Here is a 25,899-nt window from a genome sequence, read left to right on the forward strand (position 1 = left end):
GTCATGATCGTCTACGGGTCGTCGCTGTCGCCCTTCGTCCGCAAGGTGGTTGCTTTCGCCGCGGAGAAGGGAATCGAGCTGGAAGTGATGCCGGTCGCGCCCGGCAGCCAGGATCCCGCCTTCCGCGAGGCCAGCCCGTTCGGCAAGATGCCGGGCTTCCGCGACGGCGATTTCGCCATTTCCGACTCCAGCGCGATCGTCGCCTATCTGGACGCGATCCGGCCCGAGCCGAACCTGATCCCCACCGAGCCCCGGTCGCGGGCGCGGACCATCTGGTTCGACGAATATTCGGATACGATCCTGTTCGCTTGCGGCGGCAAGATGTTCTTCAACCGCATTGTCGGGCCTCGCTTCCTGGGTGTGCCCGGGGACGAGGAGATCGCGAGCAAGGCCGAGTGCGAGGAATTGCCACCCCTGCTCGACTATCTCGAGCGGGTGATCCCGGAGAGCGGCTATCTGGTGGAGGACCGGCTGACGCTGGCGGACATCAGCGTCGCAAGCCCGTTCGCGAACCTCAAGCATCTGAACGTCGCGATCGATCCGGCGCGTCACCCGAAGGTGCTCGCTTATGTGGAACGGCTGCTCGCCCGGCCGAGCTTCGCGCCGATGATCGAGCAGGAAGCGCGCTTCCTCGAGCGGACGGCCGCCTGATCTCGCCATGGCCCGTCCCGTCGCCGAGATCGCTTCCTATCACGCCCATGTCTATTTCGGGCCGGGTCAGGAGGAAGCCGCGCGGCGGGTGCGCGAAGGCGTGGCCGCACGCTTCGCGGTCCGGCTCGGCACCTGGTGGACCAAGGCGGTCGGTCCGCACGACGGGCCGATGTTCCAGATCGCCTTCGCGACGGAGCTGTTCGCGACGCTCGTCCCCTGGCTGATGCTCAACCATGAGGGGCTTTCGATCCTGGTTCACCCCAATACCGCCAACCAGCGTCGCGACCATCTCAGCGACGCACTCTGGATCGGGCCGGCGCTGCCGCTTCACGAGGCGGCCTTGCCGGAGGGGGAGGACGAGCCGGAGGGGGCGGGCGAGCCGAACACCGCGCCGAGCCTCGAGCCCTAGGGCACGAGCGAAGAAAAACCCACCTGCTGAACCCTTTGGTGCCGCGGCTCGTTACGCCGCCACATCACAGGGAGGATGTCATGCTTAGTACCATCCTAATCATCGTGCTGGTCCTGATCCTGCTCGGCTCGCTGCCGACCTGGGGCTATAGCCGCGGCTGGGGTTACGGACCGTCGGGGCTGCTCGGCCTGATCCTCGTGATCGTGGTCGTCCTCGCCCTCATGGGCCGACTCTGACGCCCTCCGGGGTCCGCGCCGGCCACCTGCGGCCTTGAGTGCGGACCCCGGCCCCGGCTATGGCTCGCGGACATATCACGGCCGGGATTCCCTCACCCAAATGTTCCGCAAGCTCTACGACTGGACCCTGCGCATGGCGGGGCACCGCCACGCGGTGCGCTACATGGGGGCGGTTTCCTTCGCCGAATCCAGCTTTTTCCCGATTCCGCCCGATGTGATGGTCGTGCCAATGGTACTGGCCCGGCGCGACCAGGCCTGGTGGATCGCGACGGTGTGCACGGTCACGTCCGTGCTGGGCGGCATCCTGGGCTATGCGATCGGCTATTTCCTCTATGACAGCCTCGGCCAGCTGCTGATCCGGCTCTACGGCATGCAGAAGGGGGTCGAGGAGTTCCGCCACTTCTTCGCGACCTATGGCGCCGCGATCATCCTGCTCAAGGGCTTCACCCCGATCCCGTTCAAGCTGGTGACGATCGCCAGCGGCTTCGCGGCGTTCAACTTCCCGCTGTTCGTGCTCTGCGCCGTCATCACAAGGGGCGCGCGCTTCTTCCTGCTGTCCTGGCTGCTGAAGAAATGGGGCGAGCCGGTGCAGGCCTTCATCGAGAAAAGGCTGACCCTGGTCGGCTGGCTGCTGCTCGCCGCGATCATCGGCGGCTTCGCTCTGGTGGCGCTGTTTTGAGCGCGCTGCTCGCCCTGCTGCTGCAGGCCGCGGCGCCTGCCACGGAGCCGGAGCCCGCCTGGCAAAGCCTCGGCGTGCATGGCGGGATCGACACCGCCTTCGATCCGGCGAGCGTCCGCGCCGAGGGCAGCCGCGTCCGGGTGCGGATCCGGGGCCGGCTGCCGACCGCCGGCGCGGACGGCATGCGGATCGTCACCGGCACGCTGGCCATCGACTGCGCGGGCGGGACGGCGACGGCGATCGAGGTGAAGGGCTATGACCTGGAGGGGCGGCTGATGCTGAACGCGCTCGTGCCGGCCGCCGAGCAGCGGGCCGAGCCGATCCGGCCGGACAGCCCCAATGCAGCGGTCCGCGCGCAGGTCTGCGGGAGGCAGGGACAATGACCTCCGCCGTGCTTCTCGCCATGGCGATGCAGCTGCTGCCGGCGCCGACCCTGCCGCGCTGGCAGGTGATCGGCCGCAACGCGCAGGCCGAATATGCGCTCGACCCGCAGAGCGTGCAGCGGCAGGGGACCCGCATCCGCGCGGTCGTGCGGCTGCGCTTCATCCGGCCGCCGGCCGGCGCGCCGGCGGCCGGCGTGATGCGCTATGTCTATGACTGCCGGGCGAACACGGTCCGGTCCGAGGCGTCGGACATCTACGACGCACGCGGACGGTTCATCGGCACATTGCAGACGCCGGCCAGCCAGCTGCGCGACGTGCCGATCGGCCCGACCTCGCCCAACGCGCAGGTGCGCAACCGGCTCTGCGCGGGGGCGGCGCGCTAGATTTCGGGGGGCAAGAGGCAGGGGCCGATACCGAAGGAGTAAGCGCATGACCATCCCGATCCTGGCCGCCGCCGTGCTGCTGCAGGCCCAGCCCGCGCCGGGCGCCGTCCAGTGGGAGCCGCTCGGCGCGGCGCACAACGGCCTGACCCATAGCGTCGACCCGGCCAGCATCGCCCGGACCGGCGACCGGGTCTCGCTCAGAATGCGCACGCTGCGCGCGGCGCCGGACCCGAACGGGGTGGTTAGCGCGGTGATCGCCTTCACCCTCGACTGCCGCGCCCGCACGGCGACGCTCGAGGGCGTCGACCTCTACAAGGCGGACGGCAGCCTCGACCGCTCGCTTGGCGGGGACGAACCCCAGCCGGTCGGCCGCGATCCGATGCAGCGCGCCCTGTTCGAGCGGGCCTGCCGGGCCCCGGCCGCGGCGCCCGCGCCGGCTGCGCCCGCGCCGGCCCCGGCCCCGGGGAACTGAGGAAAAGCCCGGTGGCCGACGCCTGCCCGCACGTGCGGCTGGTGGCCGAGGTCGCGCCCAGCGCGGACGGCTGCGAGGAATGTCTGAAGAGCGGCGACTGGTGGGTGCATCTGAGGCTCTGCCGGACCTGCGGCCATGTCGGCTGCTGCGACGACAGCCCCAACCGCCATGCGCGCGCGCATTTCCATGCCACCGGCCATCCGGTGATCGAGGGCTACGATCCGCCGGAAGGCTGGGGCTGGTGCTGGGTGGACGAGGTGGCGTTCGACCTCAGCGACCGGAAGACGCCGCACCCGCGCCCGATTCCGCGGTTCGTGTGAGGGTCGGGCCGGGGCGCTCCCTTGACAGCGCCGCCGCCCGCGCATCTAATCGCCTCATGGGGAATGCGATCTCCCCATGAGGCGACAGGCTGAAGCATCGCGTCCTCCGGTTTGAAAGGACGCTCCATGCCCACGATCAACGCCATCACCCCCGACAAGCTCGCCCGCCTGATCGGCACGCCTGCCTGCCCGGCGCTCATCGATCTCACCGAGTCGGGCGACTTCATTCCCGGCGCCCGGCGGCGGGACGCCCACCGGGTTTCGGACTGGGCCGACGTGATCGCCGCGCCTTCGGCGATCGTCATTTGCCGAGACGGCGCCGAAGCGAGCCCCGCCATCGCCGCCTGGCTCCGCCAGGCCGGGATCAGGGCGGAAATCCTCGAGGGCGGCATGGCCGCCTGGGCGGCTGCGGGCCTGCCGCTGGTCCGCGAGGCGGTGCTGCCGCCGCGCGATGCCGGCGGCCGGACGCGCTGGGTGACTCGCGCAAGGCCGAAGGTGGACCGGATCGCCTGTCCCTGGCTGATCCGCCGCTTCGTCGATCCCGCCGGCATCTTCCTGTTCGTCGCGCCGAACGAGGTCCCGGCGGTCGGCGAGCGGCTGGACGCGGCGCCGTTCGACGTGGACGGCGTGTTCTGGAGCCACCGCGGAGACCAGTGCAGCTTCGACACGATGATCGCGGAACTGGGGCTGTCGGGGATGCCGGCGCTGTCCCGGCTGGCGACGATCGTTCGCGGCGCCGACACGGCCCGGCCCGAGCTCGCGCCGCAGGCGGCCGGCCTGCTCGCCGTCTCGCTCGGCCTGTCGCGCATGCATGCGGACGACCTGGAGCAGCTCGAGGCCGGGATGATCGTCTATGACGCGCTGTTCCGCTGGTGCCGCGACGCGGTCGACGAGACGCACGACTGGGTCTCCCATTCGCCCAAAGCCCGGGTGAAGGCGTGAGCGCCGCCCTCGGGGGAGGGCGCCCGGCTTCCGCAGCGATCCTGCTGTCCCGGCGGGAGATCGGTGCGCTGATGGGGCCGGGCGACTGGCTGGCGGCGGCGGAAGCGGCCTTTCGGGCGGCGGCGGAGGGGACGGGCGCGGCACCGGCGCCGATGACGATCGAGGGCCGGGCGGGCGCCTTTCACGCCAAGGGCGCGGCGATCGCGCATGAGGGGCGGCTGTTCGTCGCCCTCAAGCTCAACGGCAATTTCCCGGCAAACCCGGCGCTGCGCGGCCTGCCGACCATCCAGGGCGCGATCCTGCTCTGCGACGGCGAGACCGGGAGCCTGCTCGCGATCATGGACTCGGCGGAGGTCACGCTGCGGCGGACGGCCGCCGCCAGTGCGCTTGCCGCGCGCTATCTGGCGCGGGCGGAGGCCGGGTGCCTCTTCCTCTGCGGCTGCGGCGAGCAGGGGGCGGCGCATCTCGAGGCAATGCGGGAGGTGCTGCCGGTTCGGCGCGTCTATGCGCTCGATCGGGTTCCGGAACGGGCCCGGGCGCTGGCGGGGCGGGCTGTCGCAGGCGTGACCATCGAGGCGGTGGCCGACTTCGAGGCCGCGCGCCGGTGCGACCTGATCGTCACCTGCACGACGGCCACGCTTCCGTTCCTGGACCGGAGCTCGGTCGCGCCCGGCACCTTCATTGCCGCGGTCGGCGCGGACAGCCCGGGCAAGAGCGAGATCGCGCCCGATCTGATGGCCGGCGCGCGGGTCGTCGCCGACCGGCTGGACCAGTGCGAGGTGATGGGGGACCTGCACCATGCCATCATGGCCGGCGCGATGACCCGGGCGGCCGTCCATGGCGAGCTCGGCGACCTGGTCGCCGGCCGCACGCCGGGGCGCACGGCGCCGGACCAGATCACCTTGTTCGATTCCACTGGCACCGGCCTGCAGGATGCCGCGGCGGCCGCTCTTCTCTATCAGCGGGCGTGCCGGCGGGAGGGGCTGCCGTCGATCGATCTGGCGGCGGCATGACCGGCCCGCCACCCGGCCATGGCGTGCCCCTGGCGGAGGCCGTGTGGACATGGGCGCGGGTCGCGGCTTTGAGCTTCGGCGGGCCGGCCGGGCAGATCGCGGTGATGCACCGGATCATCGTCGAGGAGAAACGCTGGCTGTCGGAGGCGCGCTTCCTGCATGCGCTCAACTATTGCATGCTGCTGCCGGGGCCCGAGGCGCAGCAGCTCGCCACCTATATCGGCTGGCTGATGCACCGGACGAAGGGGGGGCTGATCGCCGGCGCCCTGTTCGTGCTGCCGGGCTTCGTCGCGATCATGGCTTTGTCCTGGCTTTACGCCCTGTACGGCAATGTGGGGGCGGTGGCGGCGCTCTTCTTCGGGCTGAAGGCGGCGGTGCTCGCCATCGTCCTCGACGCGGTGCGGCGGATCGGCGGCCGGACGCTGAAGAATGCGGCGCTGCAGGCGCTGGCGGCGACAGCGTTCGTCGCCATCTTCTTCTTCGGCCTGCCCTTTCCGGTCATCGTGCTGACCGCCGGGCTGATCGGCTGGCTGGCGAGCCGGGCCGGCGCCCGGGCCTTCGCCGCCGCGGGGCACGGGCCGGCAAGCCCAGGCGGGGAAGAGGAGGTCGTCACCCTGCTCGGCGACGAGATCCCCGCCCATGCGCGCGCGGGCCTCCGCTCGACGCTGCCCGTATCGACGATCCTGCTCCTGCTCTGGCTGGCGCCGGTCGTGCTGCTGCTCGCTTTGCTCGGGCCGGACCATGTGTACAGCGAGATCGGCCTGTTCTTCTCGCAAATGGCGGTGGTCACGTTCGGCGGCGCCTATGCGGTGCTCGCTTATGTGGCGCAGGAGGCGGTCGGCGGCTTCGGCTGGCTGCAGCCGGGCGAGATGCTGGACGGGCTCGGCATGGCGGAGACCACGCCCGGGCCGCTGATCATGGTGACCCAGTTCGTCGGCTTCATGGGCGCGTCGCGGCAGGCGGCGGGGCTCGACCCGATGCTGGCGGGCACGCTGGGCGGCATGCTCACCACCTGGGTGACCTTCGTACCGTGCTTCCTCTGGATCTTCCTCGGGGCACCGTTTGCGGAGCGCATCCGGGCGAACCGCGCCGTCTCCGCCGCGCTCACCGCGATCAGCGCATCGATCGTCGGGGTGATCCTGAACCTCGCCCTGTGGTTTGCGCTCCACAGCCTGTTCGGGGCGACGCAGGCGGTCGCCTGGGGGCCGGTCGCGTTCGACCTGCCGGTGCCGGGGAGCCTGAACCTGCCGGCTTTGGTCCTGACTGCCGCGGCATGCCTGGCCATCTTCCGCTTTCGCGTCGGCGCGCTGTGGACGCTTCTCGGCTGCGGGCTTGCCGGCATCGCCTGGGCGGCGGCGCGGGGCGCAATCTAGAGAGTGTACCGTATCGGTTAAAAATGCTTGACAGCGTCGCGCTGATATGGCACTATTATCACAAGCTGGACAAATGTAGCTGATTCGGACCCCGGTCTTCGCCGGGAGAGACGGGCCCCTCTGCGGGGCCCGTTTCCGTTTGGGCTGAGGCACGGGAGTCGGACGATGGCTGAGGAGCGGGACGAATATCTGTCGAGGAAGACCGGGCGACTGCGCAAGCGGCGCAGCGACGGCTGGACCAGGCGCGACATCGCGACTTTCATCGACCATTACCGGATCACCGGGGACCAGTCCGCTGCCGCCGCCGCGGCGGGCAAGAGCGCACGGGCCGCCGGCAATCTGCGCGCGGTCGACGTCGCGTTCGCGGCGCAGATGGACGCGGCCGAGGAAGAATTCGAGAGAAGCCTGGAAGCCAGGGTCGCCTTGTTCGCCCAGACCGGCGGCAAGCTGCCGCCCCGGCGGGAGGATGGCGAACCTGCCGAGGCGCCGCTCGAGAATTTCGACCCGCAGGTGGCGCTGGCCTATCTCAGCTTCCGGCGCGCGAAGAAGGAGGCACGCGGACGGCGGGGCGGGCCGCGGCCCAGGAGCGTCAGCAAGGACGAGCTCGTCGAGACATTCGTGAAACTGATGGGCATGATGAAGCGCCGCCGGGCGGCACGCCCCGCCGCATGAATGCCGAGCAGAGGCTGATCGCGCTGCTCCACGAACTGGCGGACGATTATGACGAGGAGGATCATCGCTTTTTCGCGCGGCAGCTGACGGTCCCCGAGCTGAGGACGGTGGTCGAGCACTGGCCGCACTGGGCGCATGACGGCCAGATGGCGCCGCCCGGCGAGTGGCGCGTCTGGCTGATGCTGGCGGGGCGCGGCTTCGGCAAGACCCGGGCCGGGGCGGAATGGGTGAGCGCGCTGGCGCGGGAGCGGCCGGCGGCGCGCTTCGCTTTGGTCGGCGCGACGCCGGCCGAGGTCGAGCGGGTCATGATCCGCGGGACGAGCGGTCTGTTCGCGGTGGCGCGGGCGGCGGAGGATGTGATCTTCTATTCGACGCGCGGGCTGGTGGAGTTCGCCAGCGGCGCGACCGCCCAGGTCTATTCCGGCGCCAATCCGGACGGGCTGCGCGGGCCGGAGCATGATTTCGCCTGGTGCGACGAGCTGGCGAAATGGTGCCATCCGGAAGCGACCTGGCGGAATCTGATGCTCGGCCTGCGCGGCAGCGCCGGGGCGCGGGCGCTGATCACCACGACGCCGCGGCCGATCGCGCTGCTGCGCAGGCTGGTCGCGGACGAGAAGGTGATCGTGGTGCGCGGGCGGACCGCGGACAATCTGGCGACGCCTGCGGATTTCCGGGCGGCGATGGAGGCGGAATATCGCGGCACCCGCTTCGGCCGGCAGGAGCTGGACGGCGAGCTGATCGAGGACGTGGCGGGGGCGCTCTGGACGCGGGCGCTGATCGAACAATGCCGGGCGCCGGCGCCCGGCGAACTGAAGCGCATCCTGATCGGCGTCGATCCGCCGGCCTCGGCGGAGGGGGATGCGTGCGGGATCGTGGTTTGCGGGCTCGGCGGGGACGGGCTTGGCTATGTGCTCGACGATCGCTCGGTGCGCGGGCTCTCGCCCGAAGGCTGGGCGCGCGAAGTGGCCGCGGCAGCGGTGGCGTGGGCGGCGGACCGGGTGGTCGTCGAGACCAACCAGGGCGGGGAGATGGTGGCGAGCGTGCTGAGGAGCGTGGACGTCGCACTGCCGGTGCGGGCGGTGCGGGCGCGGTTCGGCAAGGGCCGGCGGGCGGAGCCGGTGGCGGCGCAGTTCGAGACCGGGCGGGCGAAGTTCGCCGGGGCGTTTCCCGAACTGGAGGACGAGCTCTGCGGGATCACTCTGGACTCTTATGAGGGGCCGGGGCGGAGCCCGGACCGGGCGGACGCGATGGTCTGGGCGCTGGCGGAATTGCTGCTGGGGAAGCTAAGGAAGCCGAGGGTCAGGGGGTTGTAGGGGCGGTCGATGCGGGTGCTGGTGCGAATCATCCTGCAGTTCGCGATCGTGCTGGCCGGGCTGGCGGCGGTCGTGGCCTGGTCGGGCAATCCGGAGATGTGGCTGCTGCTTTATTACCTGCTCGCGATCCTCGTGCCGGGTGCCCTGGTGTCGGCGCTGCTGCTGGCGCCGCTGGAGCGCGGGCTGGACCGGCGCGGGCGCGGCGCGCTTATCTATGCGGCGGGGCCGGGGGCGACGGCGGTGCTGGCGCTGCCGTTCATGCAATTGTCGGACAAGAGCTGGGGCGAGATCGTGGCGCTGGTGCCGGGCGCGCTCATCGTGGGCGCGGCCTGGGGTCTGCTCTGGGCGCTGACCCGGCCGGTGGCGCGGCTGCTGTTCGGGCCGGAGACCGGCTGACACTTTTCGGAGAGAGACATGAAATGGTTCGGTCGCAAGGCCGCCCGGGCGATCGGGCGGCCTTTTTTGTTGGCGGGCTGGCGGCATGCGTTCGCCGCGGAGCCCTGGCCGCGTTCCTACGAGGCGCAGGTGCGCGAGGCCTATCTCCAGAATCCGGTGGCGCAGAGATGCGTGCGGCTGGTGGCGGAGAGCATCGCCTGGGCGCCGGTCTTCGCCAATGAGGCGCGGCCGGACGCGGGGGCGCTGCTGAGCCCGCACCTGCTCGAGGAAGCGGCGACCTATTTGCTGCTGCACGGCAATGCCTTCATGCAGGTGCTGCAGGACGCGGAGGGGCAGCCCGCGGAACTCTATGCGCTGCGGCCCGAGCGGGTGACCGTCGAGGCGGACGGGGCGGGCTGGCCGGCGGCCTATTGCTACAAGGTCGGCGAGGCGAAGCGCCGGATCGCGGCGCGCGACGGGCTCGGCCGGCCGGGCGTGGTGCACGTCAGGGCGGCGCACCCGCTCGACGACCATTATGGGCTGGGCTGCCTTGCGGCGGCGGCGGGCGCGATCGCGGTGCACAATGCCGCGGCGCGCTGGAACAAGGCGCTGCTCGACAACGCGGCGCGGCCGTCGGGCGCCCTGGTCTACGATCCGGGCGACGGGGCGGCGCTGTCGGGCGAGCAATATGACAGGCTGCGCGCGGAGATGGAGGCGCAATTTTCGGGCGCGGACAATGCCGGGCGGCCGCTGCTGCTCGAGGGCGGGCTTCGCTGGCAGGCGATGAGCCTGACGCCGGCGGACATGGACTTCATCGGGCTGAAGGCCGGGGCGGCGCGGGAGATCGCCCTGGCGTTCGGCGTGCCGCCCCTGCTGCTCGGCCTGCCGAGCGACGTGACCTATGCCAATTATCGCGAGGCGAACCGGGCCTTGTGGCGGCAGGCGGTGCTGCCGATGGCGGACCGGATATTGCGCGCGGTCTCGGATGCGCTGGCGGCCTGGTGGCCGGGGTTGAAATTGCAGGTCGACGTGGATCAGGTCGGCGCGCTGGCCGGGGAGCGCGAACGGCTCTGGCGACAGCTGAACGCCGCGAAGTTCCTGACCGACGCGGAGAAAAGGGAGATGCTGGGCTTCGCACCGCGGCCGGAAGGAGCGGCGGCATGACCGATCACAATGCGACGCTCGCGCTGCTGCTCGCCCAGGCGGAGCGGCAGGGCGCGGACATGGTTACCCTGCGCGCTTTGATCGAGGAGGCGAGCGGGGCCGGGGCCGAGCGGGCGCTCGCTGCGCTCGGGCTGAAGGACGAGCATGCGCGGCGCGACATGGACGATCTGCGCGAATTGCTGCGGGCCTGGCGGGACGCCAAGCGCTCGGCCTGGAAGGCGATCGTCGCCTGGACGGTGCGGATCCTGCTGGCGCTTCTCGTCGCCGGCATGGCGGTAAAGATGGGCTGGATCGGGCGATGAGGTTCGCGGGCTATGCGGCAATCTTCGACCGGCCCGACCGGGGCGGCGACGTGGTGCGGCCGGGGGCGTTCGCGGCCTCGCTGAAACGGGGCTGGGCGGTGCCGCTGCTTTGGCAGCATGCGCCGGGGCGGCCGATCGGGCGGATCGACTATCTTGAGGAGGACCGGCGCGGGCTGCGCGTGATCGGACGGCTGTCGGACGGCGCCGCGGGGCGCGAGGCGGCGGCCCTGCTGAAGGAAGGGACGGTGCGCGGGCTGAGCTTCGGCTACCGCGTGCGCGAAGCGACGGGCGAGGGGCCGCGGGAGTTGAAGGCGGTGGAACTGGTGGAGGTGAGCCTGGTGACCTTCCCGATGCAGCCCAAGGCGCGGGTGCACGCGCTGGAGGAAGCGGAGAGACCTTAGCCGGTCGCAAATCCAGAGATTGAGAGACGCTTTGGCGCCTGGAGAGCAACCGGGTGGCGATGTGCTGTGCGCAAAATTCAACCGAGGAGACGGAGATGCTGGAAGTGAAGACGGATGCGCTGGAGGCGTCGTTCGAGGCGCTCGAGCGGGAGGATGAGGAGGTTGCGGCCTTGCGCGGCGAGGTGGCGGCGCTGAAGGCGCGGGTGGACGCGCAGGCGATTGCGGGCGCGCGGCCGGCGCTGTCGGGGGCGAAGGCGGAGGCCTCGCCCTTCGTCGAGCGCTATCTCCGCAAGGGCCTGGAAGCCGGGGTCGAGCTGAAGGCGGTGAGCGGCGCGACCGACGCCGCCGGCGGCTATGCGGTGCCGCAGGAGATCGACGCGGAGATCGAGCGAGCATTGACCGCGATCTCGCCGATCCGGGCGATCGCCAATGTCGTGAAGGTCGGCACTGCCGGCTATCGCAAGCTGGTCACGACGGGCGGAACGGAAAGCGGCTGGGTCGCGGAGACGGCGGCGCGGCCGGAGACGGACACGCCCCTGTTCAACGAGATCGCGCCGCCCTTCGGCGAGCTCTACGCCAATCCGGCGGCGAGCCAGGCGATGCTCGACGATGCGGCGTTCGACGTCGAGGCCTGGCTGGCGAACGAGATCGCGACCGAGTTCGCGCGGGCGGAAGGCGCGGCGTTCGTCTCGGGCAACGGGACGAACAAGCCGAAGGGCTTCCTCGCCGCGCCGAACAGCGACGAGGCGGACGGCGACCGCGATTTCGGAACCCTGCAATATCTGGAGACCGGCGTGGACGGCGGCTTCCCGGCGAGCAATCCGCAGGACAAGCTCATCGACCTCGTCCAGGCGCTGCGCCCGCCCTACCGGCAGGGCGCGGTGTTCGTGATGAACTCGGCGACCGCGGCGCGGATCCGCAAGTTCAAGACCACGGACGGGGCGTTCATCTGGCAACCGGGACTGGTATCCGGCCAGCCCGATACGCTGCTCGGCTATCCGGTCGTCGAGGCCGAGGACATGCCGGACGTGGCCGCGGATGCGCTCGCCATCGCCTTCGGCAATTTCAAGGCCGGCTATCTGATCGCCGAGCGGGCGGAGACGCAGATCCTGCGCGACCCCTTCACCAACAAGCCCTTCGTCCATTTCTACGCGACCAAGCGGGTCGGCGGGCAGGTGATGAACTCGGAAGCGATCAAGCTGCTGAAGTTCGCGGCCTAGGAGGCGGTCATGGCCCTGTTCTTCGCCGATCTGGTGCGGGTGGCGTGCCATGATACGGGCGCGGGCAGCCTGTTGCTTGGCGACCCGTTGCCGGGGCATCGCGGCTTCGACCTGGTGCCGCCGGGCATGCGTTTTCACTATGCAGTGCTCGGCGTCACGCATCCGGAGGAGTGGGAGACGGGCGAGGGCGAGCTGGGCGGCGGCGCGCTAGTGCGCACCCCGCTCGCCTCGTCGGCCGGCGGGGCCGCAGTGGCGTTCTCGACGGGCCTCAAGACGGTGGCGCTGACCGTGGCCTCGGCCTGGTTCGCGGGGCTGGAGACGGCGCTCGCGACCAAGGCCGACCTGGCCGGCGCCGCCTTCGCCGGTCCGGTCTCGGTCAGCGAGCTCAGCCTCGGCAACGACCTCGCGATCAGCCATGGCGGCACCGGCGCGTCGAGCGCGGCGGCGGCGCGGACCAATCTGGGCCTCGGCTCGATGGCGACCCAGTCGGCGAGCGCGGTGGCGATCACCGGCGGCACCGCGAGCGGGCTGGGCAGCCTGGCGGTTACCGGCAATGCCGATGTGGGCGGGGCCTACCGGGTGGACGGCGTGAAGGTGGTCGGCAACCGGGTGCCGGGCTGGAGCGCGGCGACCGGTGCGGTCTCGCGCGCGACGTTCGACAGTTCGACGGTGACCACGGCGCAGCTCGCGCAGCGCGTGAAGGCGCTGATCGACGACCTCATCACCCACGGCCTGATCGGCCCGACCTGATGCTGGGCCGGCCGATCGCGGCGAGGCCGCTGGCGCGCGACGGGTTCGGCCTGCTCGGCAGCGAGCCGGGGCGGACGCGGCTCGCCGAGGCGCCGGTCCCCGCCTGGGGGCGGGCCGCGGCAATGCGCGTCGAGGATGAGACGGGCGCCAGCGCGGCGCCGACCGGGCCGGCAACAGCGACGCGGCCCTGACCAAGGACCACAGCAGATGAGCTTCTATCTCAAGGACCCGCATGCGCGGGTGGATTATGCGATCGACTGGTCGCCCTACCTGGACGGCCAGACGATCGAGGCGAGCCTCTGGACGGTGGAGCCGGACGAGGCGGGCGGGATCGCGGCCGAGGAGACCAGCTTCGAGCCCGGCCGCTCCGCGGCGCGGCTCGCGGGCGGGCTGACCGGCCACAGCTATACGGTCTCGAACCGGGTGACCTTCTCGGACGGGACGACCGACGTCCGCTCGATCACGCTGCGCGTGGAGCCGCGGTGATGGGCGCCGTCGCGAGCGAGACGCCGCCGCTGCCCGTCGCCCTGGCGGAGGTGAAGGCGTTCCTGAGAATTTCGGTCAGCGACGAGGATGCGCTGCTTGCCGGCCTGGTGCGGGCGGCGGCGGATCTCTGCGAGGCCTTTACGGGGCGGGCGCTGATCGAGCGGGCGGTGGAGGAAATGGTGGCGGCCTCCACCGCCCGCATCCGGCTCAACGCCGGACCGGTGCGCAGCATCGACGGCGTCGCGGCGATCGACGAGGCGGGCGAGGCGACGGCGCTGGCTGCAGGGAATTATGCGGCGGAGATCGATGCCGGCGGCGAAGGCTGGGTGCGGCTGCTTGCTGCGGCCGACACGCAGCGGCTGCGCGTGGCCTATCGGGTCGGCATGGCGGCCGACTGGAACGGCGTGCCGGAGATGCTGCGGCACGGCGTCGTCAGGCTGGCCGCGCAATATTATCTGCGGCGCGGCGAAACCGGCGAGGTCGAGGTGCCCGCCGCGGTAACCGCGCTCTGGCGGCCGTGGCGGCGGCTGCGGCTCAAATAGGATCCGGACATGTTCGAACGACTGGAGGCCCGCGCGGCGCGGGCCGCGGAAATGCGCGCCGGCGAGAGGAAGGCGGCGCTTGCGGCGCAGCTGCGCGAGCTCCTGCCGCGCGACATTCTCGTCGAACCGACCGAAGAGGGCGTGCTGCTCTCCGGCCCCGGGCTGGGCCAGCGGATCGTGCTCGACGCCAGCCTTCGCTGGACGATCGCGGGGCTGCTGAAATGAGCGGGGCGGGGCAGGCGCTGGCCGAGGCGGCGCTCACGGTATTGCGGACGGTGGAGGGGCTGAACGGGGTCTATGACGGAACGCCGCTGAGCGCTGCCTTTCCCTATGCGACGGTCGAGGCGGGGCCGGAAAGCGACTGGAGCCACAAGAGCGGTATCGGCCGCGAGCTGCGGCTTTCGATCCTGCTCCGCGACCAGGGCGAACGGCCGTCGCGGTTGCGCGGCCTGGCGGCGGCGGCGGAGGCCGCAGCCGGCGGCATCGGGCCCGATCTGCCCGGCTGGCGGCTGGTCAACCTGGTCTTCCTGCGCGGCTCGATGCTGCGCGAGACGGGCGCAGCATGGACTGCAGCAATCGAGTATCGCGCGCGGCTGCTGAAGGCCTAGCGCGGCGGCGTCGTCTGCGCCGCCGGAGTCGCGGCGGGCGTCGCCGAGGGCGTTGTCGCCGGCGTGGTGGCGGCGGCTTGAGTCGCCGTGGCCGTCGGCGTGGTCGCGGGCGCAGTTGCTGGCGGTGAGGCGGCGGCGGTCGCGGTGCCGGACGCAGGTTCGAAACGCTCGGCGAAGTTCGTCCGGGCGTCGTCGATCTCCATAGTGGCCGATTCCTCGGAATCCGCCTGGCTCATGCGCGACGCCCGCTCGCGGGCGATGATCGCCGTGCGATAGGCGGTCTGCTGCGCCGTGCATTGCTGCGGATAGGCCGCCTGGAAGTCGGCCGCCGTCATGCGGTTTTGCTGCGCGCGATCAACATAGGTTCGGAGGCAGCCGGTAAAGGCCTCGCGGCTGGCGCGGGTCGTGTCGGCGGGCTGCATCCAGGCAGCCATGGCGACGGCGAGAACAGATGAAATCATGTCGATTTCCCATCCATCCAAGAGTCTCAAGAATAAGGAGAATGCGGCATGAGCGCGGAAAAAGGAAGCGCCTTTTTGCTGAAGGTCGGGGACGGCGGCGACCCGCCGGATTATGCGACGGTCGCCGGCATGCGCACGACCCAGCTCTCGGTCAACGGCGAGGGCGTGAACGTCACCAGCAAGGACAGCGGCGGCTGGCGCGAATTGCTTTCCGGGGCCGGGGTCCGGTCGGTGTCCGTGGCAGGCAGCGGCATCTTCACCGGCTCCGCGGCCGAGGCGCGGCTGAAGACCAATGCGCTGGCCGGGCTGATCGACGATTACGAGCTCAGCTTCGAGAGCGGCGAGACGATGCGCGGCCGCTTCCTGATCACCCGGCTCGATTATGCGGGCGACCACAATGGCGAGCGCACCTATGCGCTGAACCTGGAGAGCTCCGGCGCGGTCGTGGCGGCATGAGCAGGAGCGCCAATCCGGCCCGCGGCGAGGCCATGATCATGGTCGGCGGGGCGCCGCTTTTGCTGCGCCCGAGCTTTGCAGCATTGATCGAGGCGGAAGCGGAGCTCGGGCCGCTCTTCGGTTTGGTCGAGCGGGCGGCGGAAGGACAGCTCGGGATCGGCGAGATGGCGAGCCTCTTCTTCCATTGCGCGGCCGAGCGGCCGGACGGGGTGACGCGGGAGCGGATTGGCCAGGCGATCGCGGAAACCGGCCTCGCCAGGGCGGCGCCGGCGCTGCGCGTCCTGCTCGGGCAGATCCTGCAGGGGCGTGTTTAGCGAGGCCGCGGCCCGGCTCGCCGGTCTGGCGGGCGCCGTGCTCGGCTGGCGGCCCGAGGAATTCTGGCAGGCGACGCCGGCTGAGCTGGCGGCGGTCCTGGCCGCGCTCGCGGGCGGCGGGCCGGCGCCGATGACGAGAGACGAGCTCGCGCGGCTCGAGGAGAGATTTCCCGATGGCGGATGAGATCGAGACCTTGCTGGTATCGGTGCGCGCGGACACGCAGATGTTCGCGCGCGACGTGGCGGCGATGAAGGCGGAGCTGGCCGGGCCGTTCGCCGCCGGCGCCGACCAGGCGGGACGGATGCTGGAGAATGCGCTGGTCCGCGCGCTCAGGACGGGCAAGCTCGGCTTCGAGGATCTGCGGCGCGTGGCGCTGTCGGCGATGGCGGAGATCGCCGGCGCGGCGATCCGGGGCGGCTTCGACAGCCTGTTCTGGAAGGGCGGCATGGGCGGCCTGATCACCAACCTGGGCAGCCTGTTCACCACTCTGCTCGGCGCGCCGGGCAAGGCGATCGGCGGCCCTGTCTCGCCGGGGCGGGCCTATCTGGTCGGCGAGCGCGGGCCGGAGCTGTTCGTGCCGACGGCGAGCGGCCGGATCGAGACGCAGCGCGCGAGCGGCGGGCGGGACGTGCGGCTCAGCATCACGATCAACGCGCCGGCGGCCGGCGAGGCGCAGGCGCTGAAGGCGTCGGGGCGGCAGGTGGCGCGGGCGGTGCGGCAGGCCTTGCTGCGCGCGGAGGATTGAGCGTGGGACACTGGCTGGCGCCGCCGGGCAGCGCGAAGATGCTCGGGACGGTGAAGCGCTTCGATGCCCGCTACTGGAGCGTCAATTTCCCGCGGCCGATGATGGCCTCGGCGGTCACCACCGGCCCGCAGGCGCTCAGGGTCGAGACGCTGTTCTATCGGAAGGACGAGCTGGCCGGCTTGATCTGGGAGGCGGAGGACCGGTGGGACCATGCGCTGCTGGCCTATGAGACGCGGCGGGACTTCCGGCATTGCCAGCTTCGCTTCCGCTGGCGGTCGGCCGGGCTGAAGCCGCTGGACGCGGTGCACGGGCCGACGCTGACGATCGAGGGGCGGGACGAAGCGGGCGCGGCGCGGAGCTGGTTCGTGCGGCTCTGGAACTATGCGGAGGGCGGTCCGGAAGATGCCGCAATCAGCCTGGACTTCGACGCGCTGGCGGGTGGCTGGGAGATGGAGGATCCCGTCTGGGCCGGCGATGTCGACCGGTTGTTCGTCTCATTGGTCGCGCCCGGTTACGATGCGAGCGATGCGGCGCTGGATGCGCCGGCCGAGGGCTGGGCCGAGCTCAGCGAGATCACCTGCGACGGCTCCGGCTCCGTGCTGGGCATCGGCGATGCGATCGTGCCCGGGCATCAGTTGAGGATCGCGACCGGCTATGACGATCTCTATCATCTGACCCCGGCCCGGGTGCTGCACAATGCGCTGCGGCTCGGCTACCGGGCGCTGATCAATCATTATGTGGGGATGAGCCACTATTTCCGCGTGGATGCGGAGGGGCTCGTCACCGGCGGGCTGAACGGGCCCTGCGCGGCCTGGCACGCGGACTTCCTGGCGCGGGCGGAGGCGATCGGCTTCGGCGTGATCCTCTCGCTCAGCTACGAATTGCTCGACGCGCATTGCCCTGAGGAATGGAAGCAAAGGGCGGAAAATGGCGACCCGGCGCTGACCGGGTGGGAGCCGCCTTCGGCCTTGCTTTCGCCGGCCAGTGACGCGGCGATGGCCTGGCTGCAAGATGTGGCGCGGGCATTCGTCGGGCTGGCCGTGACCGCGGGACAGCCGGTCCGGTTCCAGGTCGGCGAGCCCTGGTGGTGGGTGATGCCGGAGGGGCGAATCTGCCTGTACGATGCGGCGGCAGTGGCTGCTTTCGCGCCAGTCCCGATTGCCGACGTGCGTGCCGCGCTGGACGCGGCCCAGCGGGCGACGCTCGACTCGGCCGGCGCGGTGCTGGCGGCCTCGACCGCCGCGCTCTGCGCCGCGGTGCGGGAGGAGGCGCCGGCGGCAGAATGCCTGCTGCTCGTCTACCTGCCGAGCGTGCTCGACGGCATTGAGGTGAAGCGGGCCAATGTGCCGCTCGGCTGGGCGGCCCCGGCCTTCGATGTGCTGCAGCTCGAGGATTATGAATGGGTGGCCGCGGGCGGCACCGGTGCGACCGGAGCGGCCGCGGAAGCGATGGCGGATCGGCTCGGCTATCCCGTCGCGGACCAGCATTATTTCGCGGGCTTCGTTCGGGAACCGGGCGACGCGGGTGCGCTCTGGCCGCGGATCGCGGCGGCGGCGGACCTGGCGACCTCGCGCGGGACGGCGGCGGTGTTCGCCTGGGCGCTGCCGCAGGTGCTCCGCGACGGCTTCGTGCACTTCCGGATCGGGGAGATCGAGATGAACGCCTTCGACGATCTATCGTTTCCGCTCGCGCTCGGCCGGGAGGTGGCGGTCGAGCCGGCCTTCCGCACCGCGATCGTGACCACGGCGGGCGGCATGGAGCAGCGCAATGCCGAATGGGCGGACGCGCGGCTCAGCTTCGATGCCGGGCCGGGGGTGAGGAGCGAGACGGACCTGCAGGCGCTGCTCGCCTTCTTCCGGGCGCGACGGGGCGCGGCGGTCGGCTTCCGGCTGCAGGATCCCTTCGACCACAGCTCGAACGGGATGACGGGCGCGCCCGCGGCGATAGACCAATCGCTCGGCGAGGGCGACGGCGTGCGGACCGACTTTCCGCTGGTCAAACATTATGGCGCACAGGCGCGGCGGATCACGCGGCCGGTGCCGGGGACGGTGCTCGTGTCGGTGGACGGCGAGGCGCTGGAGAGCGGCTGGACGCTCGCCGACAAAGGGGTGATCGCATTCGCTGTGCCGCCGGCCGAAGGCGCCGTGATACGCGCCGGCTATCGCTTCGACGTGCCCGTCCGCTTTGCCGAGGACCGGCTGAGCCTCAATCGCACGACCTTCATGGCCGGCGAGGCGCCCTCCGTTCCCCTGATCGAGATCCGGGAATAGAGAATGGCGGCCTTCCTGGAGCGCGCGCTCGCCACCATCGCGATTTGCTGGCGGCTGGAGCGGCGGGACGGGATCGCGCTCGGCTTTACCACCCATGACCGCGACCTGACGCGGGCGGGGCTGGTCTATCGCGCTGCGCCGGGCATGCTGCCCTCGGCGATCAGCATCTCGGACGGCCTGCGGGCGGACGCGCTCGACATCAAGGGGGCGCTGACCGGCGATGCCATCACCGCCGGCGACCTGGCGGCCGGGCGCTGGGACGGCGCCGCGGTGTTCGTGTTCATGATCGACTGGGAGGCGCCCGAAGGCGAGCAATTCCCGATCGCGCGCGGGGAGCTTGGCGAGGTCTCCATCAAGGCCGAGGCCTTCGAGGCGGAATTGCGGGGGCCGGCGGCGCGGCTCGATCTGCCCGTGGCCGAGCAGACCTCGCCCGAGTGCCGGGCAAGGCTCGGCGACAAAAGGTGCCGTGTCGACCTGGCCGGGCGGACGCGGCTGACGCGGATCGTGGCGGTCACCGGTCCGGACATGGTCGAGGTCGCCGAGGGCGGCGCCGGCAACGCATATGGCGGCGGCCGGTTGCGCTGGCTGGGGGGAGCGAACAGCGGGCTGGAGAGCCCGGTGCTCCGCTCTGACGGCGCGCTGCTCACGCTCCACGAGCCGCCGGCTCATGCGCCGGCAGCGGGGGACCTCGTCGAGATCGTGGAGGGCTGCGACAAGCAGCTGGCTACCTGCTCGGGCCGGTTCGGCAACGTGCTCAACTTCAGGGGCGAGCCCCATCTGCCTGGGATCGATCTGCTGACGCGCTATCCCGGCGCCTGAAAATCACCCACCCAAGAAGGAGAAGGACCATGCGGCGTCTTGCTGGCATCGGAATCATGTTGCTTGGCCTGGCGGGCTGCCAGAGCCTGCCCGCGCTCGTGCGGATCGAGGTCGACGGCTCGACGCTCGAGTTCAAGAAGAAGGTCCCGCCGGCGCCGGAGCCGCCCGCGCCCGAGGACGGCCAGGGCAGCGATGCCCTCGCAGGCTGACGCGATCGTCGCCCGGGCACGGGCGCTGGTCGGCACCCGCTTCCTGGCGCAGGGGCGAAGCCCGGCAGAGGGCGTCGACTGCATCGGCCTGGTGGCGCTGGCGATCGGCGCCCGCAATGCGCCGCGCGACTATGCGCTGCGCGGCGGATCGGCCCGGCGGCTGGCTGAGGAACTGGCAGCGGCCGGGCTGAGCCCGGTCGGGAGCGCGTCGGCGGGCGACGTGCTCGTCCTCTCGCCCGGCCCGGGGCAGCTGCACCTCGGCCTCTTCACCGGCACCGGCCTGATCCATGGCGACGCCGGCCTGCGACGCGTCGTCGAACGGCCGCTGCCGCTTCCCTGGCCAGTGCTCGGCATCTGGAGATATTGACCATGGCGACCCTGATCCTGACCACAGTCGGCACGCTCGTCGCCGGGCCGATCGGCGGCGCCATCGGGGCGATGATCGGCCAGCAGGTCGACCAGAACATCCTGTTCGCGCCCAAGGCCCGGCAGGGGCCGCGGCTCGGCGACCTAAGCCTTCAGACCTCCTCCTACGGCACCCAGATCCCGAAGATTTTCGGTACGATGCGGGTCGCGGGGACGGTGATCTGGGCGACCGATCTCGTCGAGCACAAGTCGACGAGCGGCGGCAAGGGAAGACCGAAGGTCACCAGCTATTCCTATTCGGCGAGCTTCGCGGTGGCGCTGTCGGCGCGCGCTATCCTGTCGGTCGGGCGCATCTGGGCGGACGGCAAGCTGCTGCGCGGGGCCGCCGGCGACCTCAAGAGCGCCACGGGATTCCGCCTCCATCAGGGGCAAGAGGATCAGCCCGCGGATCCGCTGATCGTTGCGGCGGAAGGGGCGGCGAATGCGCCGGCCTTTCGCGGCATTGGCTATGTCGTGTTCGAGGACATGCAACTCGAGGATTTCGGCAACCGGATCCCTTCCCTCACCTTCGAGGTCGTGGCCGACGGCGCGCCGGTGCCGATCGGCGCCGTGGCCGTGGAACAGGCAGAGGGCGGCATCGAGGCGGGAGAGACGCCGGCCCTGCTCGGCTATGCCGCGACGGGGGACAGCCTGCGCGATGTGCTGGAGGGGCTGTCGGAGGTCGTGCCGCTGTCGCTGTCGGACGACGGCGAAACCCAGCAATTGCGCGCCGGCGCAGGCGCGCCGCTCCTCCTGCCGGCCGAGGCCCTGAGCGAGCGCATGGAGGTCGTCAGGCATGGGCAGGGCGCCGTGCCCGGCGAAGTGGCGATCGTCTATTACGATGCGGCGCGCGACTATCAGACCGGCCTGCAGCGCGCGCTCAGGGACGGCGGCCGCAGCGTCGACCGTCGCTCGCTCGCCGCCGTTCTCCAGGCCGGGGAGGCCAAGGCGCTCGCGGCGTTCCGGTTGGCCTCGCTCTGGGCCGGACGGGTCAGCGGCAGGGCGGTCGCGGGGTGGCGTCACGCGCCGCTCCGCCCGGGAAGCCATGTCGAAGTCGAGGGCCAGGCCGGGCTCTGGAGGGTCGAGCGCCAGGTGATTGGCGAGATGAACGTCACACTGAACCTGGTGCGCGTGCCTGCCGGAGGCCCACCGGAGCTCGCCGCGAGCCCCGGGCGACCGACCGCGGAGATCGATCTGCCGCACGGCCCGACCGTCCTCCAATTGCTCGATCTGCCCCTCGGCGACGGCACCGAGACCAAGCCGTTGCTCTATGTGGCGGCCGCCGGCGAGAGCAGCGGCTGGCGCCGCGCCAGCCTCTCGACCAGCTTCGACGGCGGGACCAGCTGGCAGGACAGCGCGACCGCCGGCCCGGCCGTGATGGGCGTGACGCTGGGAACGCTGGCGCCCGCCGGGTCCGCCCTGTTCGACACAAGGTCATCGGTCGAGGTCGAGCTCGTGAACGAAGCGATGCAGCTCGAAGGCCGGAGCGACGACGCGCTGGCGGCCGGCGCGAACCTCGCGGCGATCGGCCAGGAGCTGATCCAGTTCGGCGTGGCGGAACCGCTCGGCGACCGGCGCTTCCGGCTGTCCCGCCTGCTGCGCGGCCGGCGGGGAACGGAATGGGCGGCCGGGAGCCATGGACCCGGGGAGGCTTTCACCCTGATCGCGCGCGAGACGCTGGCCGCGATCGAAATGCCCGCCGGCGCATTGGCCCAGGTGCTCGCGAGCGGCGTCGGCGATCCCCCCGACACGCCGGCGGTCTCGCGGGTCGTCGGTATCGAAGTCCTTCGCCCGCCGAGCCCGATTCACCTCCGCGCCCTGGAAACGGCCGGAGGCGACCTGGCGATTTCCTGGGTCAGGCGCAGCCGGCAGGGCTGGACCTGGACAGACGGCACCGACGCGCCGCTCGGCGAGGAAGCCGAGCATTATCATCTGGTCCTCGCCGGGCCCGGCTTCGAGCGCATCGTCGAGACGAGCGCGCCCGGCCATTCATATACGGCAGCCGAACGCGCCGCCGACGGCCCCGGCCCGCTGACGCTGACCATCAGCCAGGCGGGAAGCTTCGCCGTCTCCAGGGCCGCTTCCCTCACCCTCGACTGATCCAGGGAGATCGCGATGACCGAAAGCAGCGCCCGATTCGCCTTGCCATTCATCCTGCCGGGGCAGGTCCAGAAAGAAGCCTATCACAACGAGGCCCTCACCCGGGTCGATGCGGTACTGCACGCTTCCGTCACCGGCGATCCCACCGCTCTCGTGCCTGCGGAGCCGGCCGTCGGCGAGTGCTGGATCGTGTCGGCCGGAGCAGGCGGCGCATGGGCGGGCCAAGCCGACAATCTGGCCTGCTGGACCGCCGGCGGCTGGCGGTTCGTCAGCCCGGTTCCCGGGATGATCGTCTGGAACACTGATTCAGGTTATCCGATGCGCTGGTCCGGCAGCGCGTGGAGCGATGGAGAATGGCCTGTTTCGGCGTTAACCATTGGCGGCCAGCAGGTCGTCGGAGCGCGCCTCGAAACCGTGCCAAGCCCTTCAGGTGGAACGATAATTGACGCAGAAGCAAGGGCCGCGGTGGACGCAGTCATTGTTGCACTAAGGACACATGGTTTGATTGAATGAAAAACTTCTCTTTTCCGGTGAAACCGAGGCGGTTAGGGATCGTTTCGGTGCTGACTGGTCATCTGTCGTTCATCTTCCGGATGGGCTGCGGCTTTTCAGCAACAGGTGAGGGGCGAAGCGCGCTTGCGTGGAAACCCCGCTTACCGTAAGAGTTTTGGGTCGATCCCGCTTGGGACGCTGAAGAAAGGGGAAGATTATGCGGAAGCTCGCCATTGTTGTGGCGCTGTCGTCTACCGTGCTCGCCACGCCGGCACTTGCGCGAGATGGCGCATGGTACGTCGGGGGCGATTTCGGCGCGACCATCGTCGAGGATATCGGGTTCGACTTCGGTCTCCAGCCGGTCGTTCCGGCGGGCGGTGGCCAGAGCCAGATCGTGCTCAACCACGACTACGGCTATGATGCCGCGCTCTTCGTCGGTTACGATCTCGGCGCGTTCCGCATCGAGGCGGAAGTCGCCTACAAGCGGGCCCGCGTCGACGACATCGAGACCTCGGTCCAGCTGCCGGGCAACGGCGCGCCGCCGCCCGGTACCGCGATCACGCCCGACATCTCGCCTGCGGGCGGTGGGCGGTCCAGCGCGCTCAGCTTCATGATCAACGGCATGCTCGATTTCGGCGACGATGACGGCGTCAGCGGCTTCGTTGGCGGCGGTGTCGGCCTTGCCCGGATCGACTATAACAACGTGCGCGCCTTCTCGAACCAGGGTGCGGCCATCGACGACAGCGACACGCGCTTTGCGTGGCAGGTCGTCGCCGGTCTGCGGCAGGCGATCAGCGACAATGTGGACATCACCGTCCGCTATCGCTTCTTCAACGCCGACAACATCCGCACCGTGGACTTCCGCGGCTTCGAGTCCGAGTCGCGGTTCCGCTCGCACTCGCTGCTCGGCGGCATCACCTTCAACTTCGGCGCGCCGGAGCCGCCGCCGCCGCCGCCGCCGCCCTGCCCGGACGGCTGGACGCGCGATGCCTCGGGTGTCTGCGTGGCCCCGCCGGCTCCGCCGCCGCCGCCCGAGACGAAGCAGTGCCCGAACGGCGCCGTCATCCTCGCCACCGAGGAATGCCCGCGTCCGCCGACCCCGGGACCGTTCATCGTCTTCTTCGATTGGGACAAGGACGAGATCACCCCGGCTGCCGCCGCGATCCTCGACAATGCCGCCGCTGCCTATGCGCAGACCGGCAGCGCGTCGGTGACCCTGGCCGGCCACGCCGACCGGTCCGGCTCGGACGCCTACAACGTTGGCCTGTCGCAGCGGCGCGCCAACAATGTGCGCTCCTACCTGGCTGGCCGCGGCGTTCCCGACGGCTCGATCACGACCGAGGCGTTCGGCGAGAGCCGGCCGCTGGTCGACACGGCCGACGGTGTGCGCGAGCCGCAGAACCGTCGCGTGGAAATCACCTTCGGCCCCGGCTCCGGCTGGTAAGAAGGGGTTCGCCGCCAAGGCGGCGGATCGATCAAGAGATTGGGCCGGCCTTCGGGTCGGCCCTTTTCTTTGCGCGTGGCGGGCGCCGCCAAACCCCCTGTTCGCCGCGGACCGGCTTTGGTAACGGGCCCCCAACTTCGGCATCAGGACCCAATTGAATGCGCATCGCGATTATCGGGACGGGCTATGTCGGCCTGGTTTCCGGCGCCTGCTTCTCGGATTTCGGCCACGACGTCGTCTGCGTCGACAGGGACGCGGCGAAGATCGGCGCGCTCGAGCAAGGCGTCATGCCGATCTTCGAACCCGGCCTCGACCAGCTGGTGGCGCGCAATGTCGCGGCCGGCCGGCTCGGCTTCACGACGGAGCTCGCCGAGGGAGTGGAGGGCGCCGAGGCGATCTTCATCGCGGTCGGCACTCCCTCGCGACGCGGCGACGGCCATGCCGATCTCTCCTATGTCTATGGCGTCGCGCGCGAGATCGGCGAGCTGCTCGACGGCCCGACCGTGGTCGTCACCAAGTCGACCGTCCCCGTCGGCACGGGTGACGAGGTGGAGCGGATCCTCAGGGAAGTGGCGCCCGAGGCCAGCGTCTCCGTCGTCTCCAATCCCGAATTCCTGCGCGAGGGTGCCGCGATCGCCGATTTCAAGCATCCAGACCGGATCGTGGTCGGCGCGGAAGACGAGCGCGCGATCGAGGTGATGCGGGAGATTTACCGGCCGCTCTATCTCAACAAGGCGCCCCTGCTGTTCACCTCGCGCCGGTCGGCGGAGCTGACCAAATATGCGGCCAACGCCTTCCTCGCGACGAAGATCACCTTCATCAACGAAATGGCGGACCTTTGCGAAGTCGTGGGCGGCGATGTCCAGGACGTCGCGCGCGGGATCGGGCTCGACGGCCGGATCGGCTCCAAGTTCCTCCATGCCGGGCCCGGTTATGGCGGCTCCTGCTTTCCCAAGGATACGGTGGCGCTGCTGAAGACGGCCGAGGATGCGCAGAGCCCGCTGCGCATTGTCGAGGCCGTGGTGAAGGTGAACGACGCGCGCAAGCGGGCCATGGGCCGCAAGGTATTGAAGGCGCTGGGCGACGAGCCGCGCGGGAAGATCGTCGCGCTGCTCGGCCTCGCGTTCAAGCCCAATACCGACGACATGCGCGACGCGCCGTCCATCGCGATCGTCCAGGCACTCGAGGATGCCGGCGTGACGGTGCGCGGCTACGATCCCGAGAGCATGGAGCAGGCCCGGCCGATCATGCCGGACGTGCAGCTCTGCCGCGGCCCCTATGAGGCGGCGGCGGGCGCTGATGCGGTGGTGCTGGTCACCGAATGGGATGCGCTGCGAGCGCTCGATCTCGACCGGCTGGCCGCCTCGATGCGGCAGAAGATCCTGGTGGATCTCAGGAACATCTACCCGCCCGAGGAGGTGGAGGAGGCGGGCTTCGCCTGGCATGGCGTGGGCCGGCCGCCGCGCGCCTGACCGGTGGTCGGGCAACC

General features: G+C 70.7%; 37 protein-coding genes. 36 read left to right on the plus strand and 1 reads right to left on the minus strand.

The window, feature by feature from the left end:
- Positions 1–3 precede the first annotated feature (3 nt).
- From VEC11_RS10065 to gp17, 24 genes are all read left to right on the plus strand, one after another.
- Entirely contained in the window at positions 4–651 is a 648-nt protein-coding gene (locus VEC11_RS10065) for a glutathione S-transferase family protein (protein WP_464130609.1), read from the plus strand.
- Between the two features lie 7 nt (positions 652–658).
- Complete coding sequence (locus VEC11_RS10070; protein WP_464130610.1) at positions 659–1,060, plus strand: DOPA 4,5-dioxygenase family protein; 402 nt, start codon at positions 659–661, stop codon at positions 1,058–1,060.
- A gap of 80 nt (positions 1,061–1,140) precedes the next feature.
- Complete coding sequence (locus VEC11_RS10075) at positions 1,141–1,296, plus strand: DUF3309 domain-containing protein (protein WP_464130611.1); 156 nt, start codon at positions 1,141–1,143, stop codon at positions 1,294–1,296.
- A gap of 100 nt (positions 1,297–1,396) precedes the next feature.
- The gene (locus VEC11_RS10080; RefSeq protein ID WP_464130612.1) at positions 1,397–1,975 is read left to right on the plus strand and encodes a YqaA family protein; all 579 of its coding nucleotides are present in this window, start codon (positions 1,397–1,399) and stop codon (positions 1,973–1,975) included.
- On the plus strand, positions 1,972–2,358 hold the full coding sequence (locus VEC11_RS10085) for a surface-adhesin E family protein (protein WP_464130613.1): 387 nt from the start codon (positions 1,972–1,974) through the stop codon (positions 2,356–2,358). Before VEC11_RS10080 ends, VEC11_RS10085 begins: the two co-directional genes overlap by 4 nt.
- Entirely contained in the window at positions 2,355–2,741 is a 387-nt protein-coding gene (locus tag VEC11_RS10090) for a surface-adhesin E family protein (protein WP_464130614.1), read from the plus strand. The genes VEC11_RS10085 and VEC11_RS10090 overlap by 4 nt, the downstream gene beginning before the upstream one ends.
- A gap of 46 nt (positions 2,742–2,787) precedes the next feature.
- A complete protein-coding gene (locus VEC11_RS10095; RefSeq protein WP_464130615.1) occupies positions 2,788–3,213 on the plus strand; it encodes a surface-adhesin E family protein in 426 nt (141 codons plus the stop codon).
- Positions 3,214–3,224: 11 nt separating this feature from the next.
- Positions 3,225–3,533, plus strand: coding sequence for a UBP-type zinc finger domain-containing protein (locus VEC11_RS10100; protein WP_464130616.1), 309 nt, complete (start codon positions 3,225–3,227; stop codon positions 3,531–3,533).
- Between the two features lie 126 nt (positions 3,534–3,659).
- On the plus strand, positions 3,660–4,475 hold the full coding sequence (locus VEC11_RS10105; protein ID WP_464130617.1) for a chromate resistance protein ChrB domain-containing protein: 816 nt from the start codon (positions 3,660–3,662) through the stop codon (positions 4,473–4,475).
- Positions 4,472–5,488 carry an ornithine cyclodeaminase family protein gene (locus tag VEC11_RS10110; protein WP_464130618.1) on the plus strand — a complete coding sequence of 339 codons (1,017 nt, stop codon included), beginning with the start codon at positions 4,472–4,474 and terminating at the stop codon, positions 5,486–5,488. Before VEC11_RS10105 ends, VEC11_RS10110 begins: the two co-directional genes overlap by 4 nt.
- Positions 5,485–6,861: a chromate efflux transporter gene (gene chrA, locus VEC11_RS10115; RefSeq protein ID WP_464130619.1), complete on the plus strand. Its 1,377-nt coding sequence runs from the start codon at positions 5,485–5,487 to the stop codon at positions 6,859–6,861. Before VEC11_RS10110 ends, chrA begins: the two co-directional genes overlap by 4 nt.
- 165 nt (positions 6,862–7,026) lie before the next feature.
- Positions 7,027–7,533, plus strand: a complete 507-nt coding sequence (locus tag VEC11_RS10120; protein WP_464130620.1) for a hypothetical protein — start codon at positions 7,027–7,029, stop codon at positions 7,531–7,533.
- Entirely contained in the window at positions 7,530–8,846 is a 1,317-nt protein-coding gene (locus VEC11_RS10125) for a DNA-packaging protein (protein WP_464130621.1), read from the plus strand. The genes VEC11_RS10120 and VEC11_RS10125 overlap by 4 nt, the downstream gene beginning before the upstream one ends.
- Positions 8,847–8,855: 9 nt before the next feature.
- Entirely contained in the window at positions 8,856–9,242 is a 387-nt protein-coding gene (locus VEC11_RS10130) for a hypothetical protein (RefSeq protein ID WP_464130622.1), read from the plus strand.
- 18 nt (positions 9,243–9,260) lie between these two features.
- Positions 9,261–10,385, plus strand: coding sequence for a phage portal protein (locus tag VEC11_RS10135; protein WP_464130623.1), 1,125 nt, complete (start codon positions 9,261–9,263; stop codon positions 10,383–10,385).
- Positions 10,382–10,687 carry a DUF6127 family protein gene (locus tag VEC11_RS10140; RefSeq protein ID WP_464130624.1) on the plus strand — a complete coding sequence of 102 codons (306 nt, stop codon included), beginning with the start codon at positions 10,382–10,384 and terminating at the stop codon, positions 10,685–10,687. Before VEC11_RS10135 ends, VEC11_RS10140 begins: the two co-directional genes overlap by 4 nt.
- Positions 10,684–11,088 carry an HK97 family phage prohead protease gene (locus VEC11_RS10145; protein ID WP_464130625.1) on the plus strand — a complete coding sequence of 135 codons (405 nt, stop codon included), beginning with the start codon at positions 10,684–10,686 and terminating at the stop codon, positions 11,086–11,088. The genes VEC11_RS10140 and VEC11_RS10145 overlap by 4 nt, the downstream gene beginning before the upstream one ends.
- 59 nt (positions 11,089–11,147) lie before the next feature.
- On the plus strand, positions 11,148–12,308 hold the full coding sequence (locus VEC11_RS10150) for a phage major capsid protein (protein WP_464131213.1): 1,161 nt from the start codon (positions 11,148–11,150) through the stop codon (positions 12,306–12,308).
- 9 nt (positions 12,309–12,317) lie between these two features.
- Positions 12,318–13,058: a hypothetical protein gene (locus tag VEC11_RS10155; RefSeq protein ID WP_464130626.1), complete on the plus strand. Its 741-nt coding sequence runs from the start codon at positions 12,318–12,320 to the stop codon at positions 13,056–13,058.
- A complete protein-coding gene (locus VEC11_RS10160; RefSeq protein WP_464130627.1) occupies positions 13,058–13,249 on the plus strand; it encodes a hypothetical protein in 192 nt (63 codons plus the stop codon). Before VEC11_RS10155 ends, VEC11_RS10160 begins: the two co-directional genes overlap by 1 nt.
- Positions 13,250–13,265: 16 nt before the next feature.
- Positions 13,266–13,544, plus strand: coding sequence for a phage fiber-tail adaptor protein (locus VEC11_RS10165; RefSeq protein WP_464130628.1), 279 nt, complete (start codon positions 13,266–13,268; stop codon positions 13,542–13,544).
- On the plus strand, positions 13,544–14,086 hold the full coding sequence (locus tag VEC11_RS10170) for a head-tail connector protein (RefSeq protein ID WP_464130629.1): 543 nt from the start codon (positions 13,544–13,546) through the stop codon (positions 14,084–14,086). Before VEC11_RS10165 ends, VEC11_RS10170 begins: the two co-directional genes overlap by 1 nt.
- Positions 14,087–14,095: 9 nt before the next feature.
- Positions 14,096–14,311, plus strand: a complete 216-nt coding sequence (locus tag VEC11_RS10175; RefSeq protein WP_464130630.1) for a hypothetical protein — start codon at positions 14,096–14,098, stop codon at positions 14,309–14,311.
- Positions 14,308–14,694, plus strand: coding sequence for a tail completion protein gp17 (gene gp17 / locus VEC11_RS10180; RefSeq protein WP_464130631.1), 387 nt, complete (start codon positions 14,308–14,310; stop codon positions 14,692–14,694). The genes VEC11_RS10175 and gp17 overlap by 4 nt, the downstream gene beginning before the upstream one ends.
- Here gp17 and VEC11_RS10185 read toward each other — a convergent pair.
- Entirely contained in the window at positions 14,691–15,155 is a 465-nt protein-coding gene (locus VEC11_RS10185; protein ID WP_464130632.1) for a hypothetical protein, read from the minus strand. The two genes, gp17 and VEC11_RS10185, sit on opposite strands and share 4 nt — an antisense overlap.
- A gap of 48 nt (positions 15,156–15,203) precedes the next feature.
- On the opposite strand from VEC11_RS10185, the gene VEC11_RS10190 reads away from it, so the two are divergent.
- From VEC11_RS10190 to VEC11_RS10245, 12 genes are all read left to right on the plus strand, one after another.
- Positions 15,204–15,611, plus strand: coding sequence for a phage major tail protein, TP901-1 family (locus tag VEC11_RS10190; protein ID WP_464130633.1), 408 nt, complete (start codon positions 15,204–15,206; stop codon positions 15,609–15,611).
- Positions 15,608–15,925, plus strand: a complete 318-nt coding sequence (locus VEC11_RS10195; RefSeq protein WP_464130634.1) for a gene transfer agent family protein — start codon at positions 15,608–15,610, stop codon at positions 15,923–15,925. The genes VEC11_RS10190 and VEC11_RS10195 overlap by 4 nt, the downstream gene beginning before the upstream one ends.
- Entirely contained in the window at positions 15,918–16,109 is a 192-nt protein-coding gene (locus tag VEC11_RS10200) for a phage tail assembly chaperone (RefSeq protein WP_464130635.1), read from the plus strand. Before VEC11_RS10195 ends, VEC11_RS10200 begins: the two co-directional genes overlap by 8 nt.
- Positions 16,099–16,671: a tail tape measure protein gene (locus VEC11_RS10205; RefSeq protein ID WP_464130636.1), complete on the plus strand. Its 573-nt coding sequence runs from the start codon at positions 16,099–16,101 to the stop codon at positions 16,669–16,671. The genes VEC11_RS10200 and VEC11_RS10205 overlap by 11 nt, the downstream gene beginning before the upstream one ends.
- Before the next feature lie 38 nt (positions 16,672–16,709).
- The gene (locus VEC11_RS10210) at positions 16,710–18,941 is read left to right on the plus strand and encodes a DUF2460 domain-containing protein (protein WP_464131216.1); all 2,232 of its coding nucleotides are present in this window, start codon (positions 16,710–16,712) and stop codon (positions 18,939–18,941) included.
- A gap of 3 nt (positions 18,942–18,944) precedes the next feature.
- A complete protein-coding gene (locus VEC11_RS10215) occupies positions 18,945–19,760 on the plus strand; it encodes a DUF2163 domain-containing protein (RefSeq protein ID WP_464130637.1) in 816 nt (271 codons plus the stop codon).
- A gap of 29 nt (positions 19,761–19,789) precedes the next feature.
- The gene (locus VEC11_RS10220) at positions 19,790–19,969 is read left to right on the plus strand and encodes a hypothetical protein (protein WP_464130638.1); all 180 of its coding nucleotides are present in this window, start codon (positions 19,790–19,792) and stop codon (positions 19,967–19,969) included.
- Positions 19,953–20,336 (plus strand): NlpC/P60 family protein, encoded by a 384-nt coding sequence (locus VEC11_RS10225; RefSeq protein WP_464130639.1) that lies wholly within the window; start codon positions 19,953–19,955, stop codon positions 20,334–20,336. The genes VEC11_RS10220 and VEC11_RS10225 overlap by 17 nt, the downstream gene beginning before the upstream one ends.
- Positions 20,337–20,338: 2 nt before the next feature.
- Positions 20,339–22,474: a phage tail protein gene (locus VEC11_RS10230; RefSeq protein ID WP_464130640.1), complete on the plus strand. Its 2,136-nt coding sequence runs from the start codon at positions 20,339–20,341 to the stop codon at positions 22,472–22,474.
- A gap of 15 nt (positions 22,475–22,489) precedes the next feature.
- Positions 22,490–22,987, plus strand: a complete 498-nt coding sequence (locus VEC11_RS10235) for a DUF2793 domain-containing protein (protein WP_464130641.1) — start codon at positions 22,490–22,492, stop codon at positions 22,985–22,987.
- A 196-nt stretch (positions 22,988–23,183) separates the two neighbouring features.
- On the plus strand, positions 23,184–24,410 hold the full coding sequence (locus tag VEC11_RS10240) for an OmpA family protein (protein WP_464130642.1): 1,227 nt from the start codon (positions 23,184–23,186) through the stop codon (positions 24,408–24,410).
- Positions 24,411–24,568: 158 nt separating this feature from the next.
- Complete coding sequence (locus tag VEC11_RS10245) at positions 24,569–25,882, plus strand: UDP-glucose dehydrogenase family protein (protein ID WP_464130643.1); 1,314 nt, start codon at positions 24,569–24,571, stop codon at positions 25,880–25,882.
- The last annotated feature ends 17 nt before the right edge of the window (positions 25,883–25,899 follow it).

Source organism: Allosphingosinicella sp. (assembly GCF_035626655.1).
Classification (GTDB): domain Bacteria; phylum Pseudomonadota; class Alphaproteobacteria; order Sphingomonadales; family Sphingomonadaceae; genus Allosphingosinicella.